Genomic DNA, 1,164 nt, shown 5'->3' with positions numbered 1-1,164 from the left:
CCGCTGGGAGGCCGCGCTGCTGCGCAAGGCCCTGCGCAAGGAGCAGGCCGAGCGCTTCGAGCAGGTGCGGCTGGCGGCGGCGGGGCCGGCCGGCCTGTAGGAGACGTCAGAGACGCGGTGGCCGTGCGCCGGTGCGCGCACGGCTTCGCATGGTGGCATGCCCCGGTCGGGCCTGCCGCCCACCATGCTCCCCCACCGCCCGCCCGAGGGCGGGGCGCCAGAGGGAGCGAGCCATGGAAACGACCGACCGGGCCGCTTCCCGCCAGAGCCTCGAACACCCGTTGCCATGCGCCGCTGCGAGGCCGGCGCGAGTGGCGGGGCTGGACCGCCTGCCCGTGGGTGGTTTCCATCCGCCTCGGCCCATCCACCGCATCGCGCGTCAACGCGGATCGAAACGGATCCAGGGTGTCGCCACATCGGGGTTCGGGTTGACTACCCACCAGTGGGCGTACACGCTGACCCCCATCTCGTTGGCGAGCGATTGCGCCAGGCTGAACCGCCCCGGCATGCCGGCGAAGCAGGTGACGAGCTTGATGGGCTGGTTCGTTCCGGTGGCACCATAGCCTTCCTGCCTGAGGAAGGCTGCCAGCGTCTGGGCGGACACAGGGCGGTTGATGGGTGTGCCGTTGGGTGCGGTCCACTCCACCATCGCGCTGCCGGCAATGCCGTGGGTCGCCACCACGTCCACGCTGGTGCCGTTGATGGTGGTGAGGTTCTGCTCGAACGTGGCGCGCTGCACAGGATCCAGGTGGGTCCAGGTATTTTCCATGGACTGGGTGACAGGGTCGTTGGGCATCAGGATCCGTACTTTTCCCCTCAGCATCCCGTCCCCGGCGTTTCTCGGAAAATTGGGATTGGCCGCCGGGTCCGGGAAGGACGGGATCTGCGTGTGCTCCGTGAGCGGTGTCGGGTTGACCCCCAGCGATTTGCCGCCGGTGAAAAAGGTCAGGTGCGCACCTGCCGCCATGAGTCCCGCCCCGCCGCCCGCGATGCCGCCAATGGCGATGTTCAGCAACGTGGCGCGGCTGAAGAAGGGCTGCCCGGACATATAGGCGGAAACACCGGAGCCGCCGCGGCCCCCGCCACGCCACCGGAAATGCCGGACACCACCGAGATCGATATCGTGGTGGCCGCCTTGCCGGCGCCGACGGCCAGCGCGGCGCG

Annotated in this window: 1 protein-coding gene; it reads right to left on the bottom strand. The window is 69.7% G+C overall.

Going from position 1 to position 1,164, the window contains the following annotated elements; translation table 11 throughout:
- Positions 1–379 precede the first annotated feature (379 nt).
- Positions 380–1,164, bottom strand: a 785-nt coding sequence (locus AC27IQ_RS25090; RefSeq protein ID WP_487091236.1) for a hypothetical protein, incomplete at its 5' end; no start/stop codon positions are given.

The sequence above is a fragment of the Acidovorax sp. KPB24-07 genome, from assembly GCF_057543315.1.
Note: the sequence above shows the minus strand (reverse complement) of the source record. Positions and strands in the feature narration are given on the sequence as shown.